Source organism: Pseudomonas sp. P5_A2_2 (assembly GCF_054177685.1).
Map to the genome: position 1 here is coordinate 1 of NZ_JBGCUL010000211.1, position 6,415 is coordinate 6,415.

5 protein-coding genes are annotated in these 6,415 nt (G+C 60.3%); 1 reads left to right on the plus strand and 4 read right to left on the minus strand.

Going from position 1 to position 6,415, the window contains the following annotated elements:
- Nucleotides 1-46 precede the first annotated feature (46 nt).
- Nucleotides 47-1,363 (minus strand): Na+/H+ antiporter family protein, encoded by a 1,317-nt coding sequence (locus ACXRVY_RS14165; protein WP_223462367.1) that lies wholly within the window; start codon nt 1,361-1,363, stop codon nt 47-49.
- Nucleotides 1,364-1,941: 578 nt separating this feature from the next.
- Here ACXRVY_RS14165 and ACXRVY_RS14170 point away from each other — a divergent pair.
- On the plus strand, nt 1,942-3,618 hold the full coding sequence (locus tag ACXRVY_RS14170; protein WP_223462368.1) for an MFS transporter: 1,677 nt from the start codon (nt 1,942-1,944) through the stop codon (nt 3,616-3,618).
- 166 nt (nt 3,619-3,784) lie between these two features.
- Here ACXRVY_RS14170 and ACXRVY_RS14175 read toward each other — a convergent pair whose 3' ends face one another.
- From ACXRVY_RS14175 to ACXRVY_RS14185, 3 genes are read right to left on the minus strand one after another with little or no spacing between them, the layout of a single operon-like run.
- On the minus strand, nt 3,785-5,101 hold the full coding sequence (locus ACXRVY_RS14175; RefSeq protein WP_458237602.1) for a sensor histidine kinase: 1,317 nt from the start codon (nt 5,099-5,101) through the stop codon (nt 3,785-3,787).
- Nucleotides 5,098-5,766 carry a response regulator transcription factor gene (locus ACXRVY_RS14180; RefSeq protein ID WP_223462370.1) on the minus strand — a complete coding sequence of 223 codons (669 nt, stop codon included), beginning with the start codon at nt 5,764-5,766 and terminating at the stop codon, nt 5,098-5,100. Before ACXRVY_RS14180 ends, ACXRVY_RS14175 begins: the two co-directional genes overlap by 4 nt.
- 3 nt (nt 5,767-5,769) lie before the next feature.
- Complete coding sequence (locus tag ACXRVY_RS14185) at nt 5,770-6,090, minus strand: PepSY domain-containing protein (protein ID WP_223462371.1); 321 nt, start codon at nt 6,088-6,090, stop codon at nt 5,770-5,772.
- Between the last annotated feature and the right edge of the window lie 325 nt (nt 6,091-6,415).

Sequence of the window (6,415 nt, forward strand, 5' to 3'; positions counted from 1 at the left end):
CTGACACACCATCGCGAGCAGGCTCGCTCCTACAGGGGTTCCGGGGTTACAGAACCATCGCGGCCACCCAGCCAAACGCCAGCAGCGGCAGGTTGTAGTGCAGGAAGGTCGGGACCACGGTGTCCCAGATGTGATGGTGCTGGCCGTCGATGTTCAGGCCGGAGGTCGGGCCGAGGGTCGAGTCCGAAGCCGGCGAACCGGCGTCGCCCAGGGCACCGGCGGTGCCGACGATGCACACGATGGCAATCGGGCTGAAACCCAGTTGCACGCACAACGGCACGAAGATCGCCGCCAGAATCGGCACGGTGGAGAACGACGAGCCGATGCCCATGGTCACCAGCAACCCCACCAGCAGCATCAGCAAGGCGCCGATGCCTTTGCTGTGATCGATGTACGCCGCCGACGACTCGACCAGCGTCTGCACCTCGCCGGTGGCCTTCATCACTTCGGCAAACCCGGAGGCGGCGATCATGATGAAGCCGATCATCGCCATCATTTTCATGCCTTCGGTGAACAGATCGTCGGTGTCACGCCATTTGACGATGCCCGACACCGAGAAAATCAGGAAACCGGCCAATGCACCGATAATCATCGAATCCAGCAACAACTGAATGATGAACGCCGCCGCGATGGCCACACCGGCCACCATCAGGCTCAGCGGGTTGTATTGCACCGCCACCTGCTCGACTTGTTCGATCTTTTCCAGGTCATAGACACGCTTCTTGCGGTAGCTGACAAACGCGATCAGCAGGCCCGCCACCATGCCCAGGGCCGGAATGCCCATGGCGTGGGTCACATTGATGCCGCTGATGTCCACACCGCTGCGGGCGACGTTGGCCAGCAGGATCTCATTGAGGAAGATGTTGCCGAAGCCCACCGGCAGAAACATGTAGGGCGTGATCAAACCGAAGGTCATGACACAGGCGATCAGGCGACGGTCCAGTTGCAGCCTGGTCAGCACATATAGAAGCGGCGGCACCAGCAACGGAATGAACGCGATATGGATCGGCAGGATGTTCTGCGAGGCAATGGCCACGACCCAGAGCAGGCCGATCAGCAGCCATTTGACCTGGCCACCGCCGTTGGCGTGCTGGCGATCGACCATCGCCAGGGCCTTGTCGGCCAGCGCATGGGCCATGCCGGACTTGGCAATGGCCACGGCGAAAGCGCCGAGCAAGGCGTAGGACAACGCCACCGTCGCCCCGCCACCGAGGCCACTGTTGAAGGCCTTGAGGGTCGCCTCGATCCCTAGGCCACCGGTCAAACCACCGACCAGCGCACCGACGATCAGGGCGATCACCACATGCACGCGGGACAGGCTGAGTACCAGCATGATGCCGACCGCGGCAATTACTGCATTCATTGTCATACCTCTGGGCAAACGAAAAGAGTCCGTCCGGCAGTCTGCGTGAGCCGCCAGCGGATAAAAGGAATGGGTTTTATTAGAGGGCGCGCACTTTGCCGCAGAGTCGGCGCGCTGTCAAAGCCAACGCCCCCTCTGTAGGAGCTGGCTTGCAAGCGAAGGCGGCCGTGAGCTTTGCATCGATCTTTCAGCCGTCTTCGCTGGCAAGCCAGCTCCTACAAGGGGTGATTCGATATTCAACGGACGGCAAAAAGAACGCCGGATCGTGGCCGCTACAGTGCAAAGTCTCAGATATTTATCGAATAAGGACATCTCCATGTCGCTCAGACAACTTTCCATTCAATGGAAAATCACCCTGCTGGCCTGGATGTGCCAGTCATACCCCTCTTTCCGACCTCAGCCGTGATGGCGAGTGGATATCTGCCGCAAGGTGATTATGCTTCAAGGAACCTTGCAGCATTTTGCGGCGTCAACCTCAATGCAAGACCCGTAATCCGATGACATCAGCCCCATGGCCTGGGTACGGTAAGTTTTAGTGGGAACTCCGGCCTACAACAAGAGCAAGACGGAGAATACTCATGGCAGCAATCGACACTACAGCCACGGGCAGCACGCCCAACCGCGGTATCACCCGGGAGGAGCGCAAGGTCATCTTCGCCTCGTCCCTGGGCACCGTGTTCGAATGGTATGACTTCTACCTGTACGGCTCCCTCGCGGCGATCATCGCCAAGCACTTCTTTGCCGGCGTCAACGAAACGACTTCCTTCATCTTCGCCCTGCTCGCCTTCGCCGCCGGCTTCGCCGTCCGGCCCTTCGGCGCCATCGTGTTCGGCCGGTTGGGCGACATGATCGGGCGCAAACACACCTTCCTCATCACCATCGTGATCATGGGTATTTCCACGGCTGTGGTGGGTTTGCTGCCGGGCTATGCAACCATCGGCGTAGCCGCGCCGGTCATTCTGATCAGCCTGCGCCTGCTGCAAGGCCTGGCGCTGGGCGGTGAGTACGGCGGCGCAGCGACCTACGTGGCCGAACACGCACCCAAGGGCAAACGAGGCTACTTCACCTCGTGGATTCAGACGACTGCAACCCTCGGCCTGTTTCTTTCACTGCTGGTGATCCTCGCCTGCCGTACCGCTCTGGGCACTGAAGCCTTCGAAGCCTGGGGCTGGCGGATTCCGTTCCTGCTGTCGATCCTGCTGTTGATTATCTCGGTGTACATCCGCCTGCAACTGAGCGAGTCACCGGTTTTCATGAAAATGAAGGCTGAAGGCAAGGCGTCCAAGGCACCGCTGACCGAATCCTTCGCCCGCTGGGAAAACCTCAAGATCGTGATCATGGCCCTGCTCGGTGGTACCGCTGGCCAGGCCGTGGTCTGGTACACAGGGCAATTCTATGCGCTGTTCTTCCTGCTGCAGACGCTGAAGATCGACCCGCAGACCGCCAATTTGCTGATCGCCGGCTCGCTGCTGATCGGTACGCCGTTCTTCGTCATTTTCGGCAGCCTGTCCGACCGCATCGGGCGTAAAGGCATCATCATGGCCGGCTGCATCCTTGCGGCCGTGACCTACTTCCCGATCTTCCATGCGTTGACCCAGTACGGTAGCCCGGACGTGTTCATTGCACAGGAGAAAAATCCGGTCACGGTCATCGCCAATCCCGGCCAGTGTTCGTTCCAGTTCGACCCGGTGGGCAAGGCCAAATTCACCAGCTCCTGTGACCTGGCCAAAACCGTGCTGGCCAAAAAGGCCATCCCCTACAAGAACGTGAACGCCGAGCCGGGCGCTGTTGCGCAGGTGCGCATTGGCGAGAAAGTGATCGAGAGCTTCGAGGGCACCGGCATGCCCGCCGCCGACTTCAAGGCCAAAAACGACGCCTTTACCGCCAACCTCGTCACTGCCCTCAAGGACGCCGGCTACCCCGAGAAGGCCGACCCGGCCAAGACCAACTATCCGATGGTGTTGCTAATGCTGACCATCCTGGTGATCTACGTGACCATGGTCTACGGGCCGATTGCCGCCTGGCTGGTGGAACTGTTCCCGGCGCGCATCCGCTACACCTCGATGTCGCTGCCCTATCACATCGGCAATGGCTGGTTCGGTGGCTTCCTGCCGACGGTGGCGTTCGCCATGGTGGCGGCCACGGGGGATATCTACTACGGGCTGTGGTATCCGATCGTCATCGCGGTGATGACGGCTGTGCTGGGTATTTTCTTCATGCCGGAAACCAAGGATCGGGAGATTCATCACACATAAGCCTGACACCTCACCCGGTGGAATAGGGTGTACTCACAATCGGCGGCCATGAAAAACCACTGTGGGAGCGAGCTTGCTCGCGATAGCGTCAGCACATTCGACATCAATGTGTCAGACAGATTGCCATCGCGAGCAAGCTCGCTCCCACAGGGGGGCTGGTGTAGCTTCAGGCGTGTTTGGGCAACTCGATGACGACCTTCAACCCGCCCCACTCGCTTTCCAGCAGCGACAGTTTCCCGCCCCAACTGGCGACGATGTCGCGCACGATACCCAGCCCCAGGCCATGCCCCTCCGTTTGCTCATCCAGCCGCGTACCTCGGCCAAACACCTGATCGCGACGCTCTTCGGGAATGCCCGGTCCATMATCTTCCACACTCAGTTCAAACCCCTCCGCCCGCTCGACCACACTCAGCCGCACCTCGGCATCCGCCCATTTACAGGCGTTATCCAGCAGGTTGCCCAGCAGTTCCAGCAGGTCTTCACGATCCCAGGGCAATTGCAGGCCGGTCGGTGCGCGGTAGCTCAGCGCCAGGTGTTCGCCATGGATCATGTTCAGGGTGGCCAGCAATCCGGGGAGTTCCGCATCGCAATTAAACAGTGCGCCTGGCAACGCATCGCCGGACAACCGTGCACGATTGAGCTCGCGATTGAGCCGTTGCTCGACCTGTTGCAGTTGTTCCTTGAAGGTCTTGCGCAATTGCGGGTACGCGTCGAGTTGCTCGCTCGAGGCCAGGCTCAACAGCACCGCCAGCGGCGTTTTCAGTGCGTGGCCGAGGTTGCCCAGGGCATTGCGCGAGCGTTTGAGGCTGTCTTCGGTGTGGGCCAGCAAGTGGTTGATCTGCGCCACCAGTGGCTCCAGTTCCACCGGCACCTGATCATCGAGTTGCGAGCGCTGGCCCTGTTGCAACTGCGCGATCTGCTCGCGCGCCTGTTCCAGCGGACGCAAGGCGCGGCGCACAGTAATCCGTTGCAGCAACAGGATCAGCAGCAGCCCGGTCAAACCGAGGCCCAATCCGAGTTGTTGCATGCGCCGAAAGCTTTCACGTATCGGCGTGTAATCCTCGGCGACGCTGATCGAGATCGGCACCCCCGAACGTCGATAGTCTGTACGCAAAACCAGCAACTGTTGCCCTTCCGGCCCCAGTTGCAGGTCATCGTGCAGGCCGGGGTGATCGAGCGCCGGCAGTTCCTGGTCCCATAAAGAACGGGAACGCCAATGGCCGTCGGCGAAATCGATGCGGAAATACTGCCCGGAAAACGGCCGCTGATAGGCCGGTGACAGACGTCGTTCATCCAGTTGCAAGCCTTGCGGCCCGCGCACCAGTGCCGCCAGCAGGTTCTCGCTGTCATTGCGCAACCCGGCTTCGAGGTAGCGCTGCAAACCCATTTCGAACAGCCACAGGCTGGTTTGCGCCAGCACCAGGCCAACGACCACCATCACGCTGATCAGGCCCAGGCTCAAGCGGCGCTGGATCGATCTCACCGGGCTTGCCCGCCGAACAGGTAACCCTGGCCGCGACGGGTTTCAATCACACTTTTGCCGAGTTTGCGGCGCAAGTGGTTGACGTGGACTTCCAGCACATTGGAGTCGCGCTCGGTTTCACCGTCGTAGAGGTGCTCGGCGAGGTGGCTTTTGGAGAGGATCCGCTCGGGGTGCAGCATGAAATAACGCAACAGGCGAAACTCCGCGGCGGTCAGCTGAATGTCCGCACCGTCGCGGACAACGCACTGCCGACCTTCGTCCAGATGCAGCCCGGCGGCCTTGAGCGTTGGCTGGTTGACCTGGCCATGGGAACGGCGCAGCAACGCCTGGATGCGCAAAAACAGCTCTTCGGGATGAAAGGGTTTGGTCAGGTAATCATCGGCGCCGGTCTTCAGGCCTTCGATGCGCTCTGACCAGGAACCACGGGCGGTCAGGATCAGCACCGGCGTGGCCAGCCCTGTCGCGCGCCATTGCGCCAGCACCTCAAGCCCCGGCACGCCCGGCAAACCGAGGTCGAGGATGATCAGGTCGTAAGGTTCAGTGCTGCCCTGATACACCGCATCGCGACCATCGGCCAGCCAGTCCACCGCATAGCCCTGGCGGTTAAGACCGGCCAGCAGTTCGTCGGCCAGGGGCACATGGTCTTCCACCAGCAGCAAACGCATGGATCAGTCTTCCTTGTCTTTGAGTAAACGGCCGGTGGCGGCTTCGATGTCCAGTTCGCGAACCACGCCTTCAGGGGTCAGCAGCTCGACTTCATAAATGTAGACGTCATGTTTTTCTTCGAGCCCGGCTTCCAGCAGTTTCGCGCCGGGGTAGCGATCCATCGCCTGTTGCAACAGTTGCTCCAGCGGCAGGATCACGCCCTGTTGACGCAGGCGCAGGGCTTCATCCTGGTCCAGGTCGCGGGCCATCACTGCCGAGCAAAAAGCCAGAAGCACCAGCGCTATCCAGCTGCCGGTGCATCGCTTGAATAGAAACACCTTCATTACCAATCCTGATGATTCTTGAGAACCTGCCCGCTGACAGCGTCTAATTCCAGGTCCCGGTCGGTGCCAGTGGTGTGAGCTTCTCGAAAGCCACTATGGTATCAGCGTCGCGCTACCTCAGCGTTGCATCGGGGTCCAGGCGAGCCACCTTAACCAGCTGAACTTAATTGAAACTGAATTGCCATCATTGCTGACACCCCCAGTCCCTGTGGGAGCTAGCTCGCTCCCACAATGATCGCGTTTACAATTGCCCCCTTGCCACACTTCTAGACCGCAATGACCGCCATCCACATCAAGTTCCCTTCCCTGACACTCAAGGACGGCC

What these genes read in the sequence shown, in the direction of transcription:
- ACXRVY_RS14180 (WP_223462370.1), bottom strand. Translation starts at nt 5,766, where the DNA reads ATGCGTTTGCTGCTGGTGGAAGACCATGTGCCCCTGGCCGACGAACTG.
- ACXRVY_RS14185 (WP_223462371.1), bottom strand. Translation starts at nt 6,090, where the DNA reads ATGAAGGTGTTTCTATTCAAGCGATGCACCGGCAGCTGGATAGCGCTG.
- ACXRVY_RS14170 (WP_223462368.1), top strand. Translation starts at nt 1,942, where the DNA reads ATGGCAGCAATCGACACTACAGCCACGGGCAGCACGCCCAACCGCGGT.
- ACXRVY_RS14165 (WP_223462367.1), bottom strand. Translation starts at nt 1,363, where the DNA reads ATGAATGCAGTAATTGCCGCGGTCGGCATCATGCTGGTACTCAGCCTG.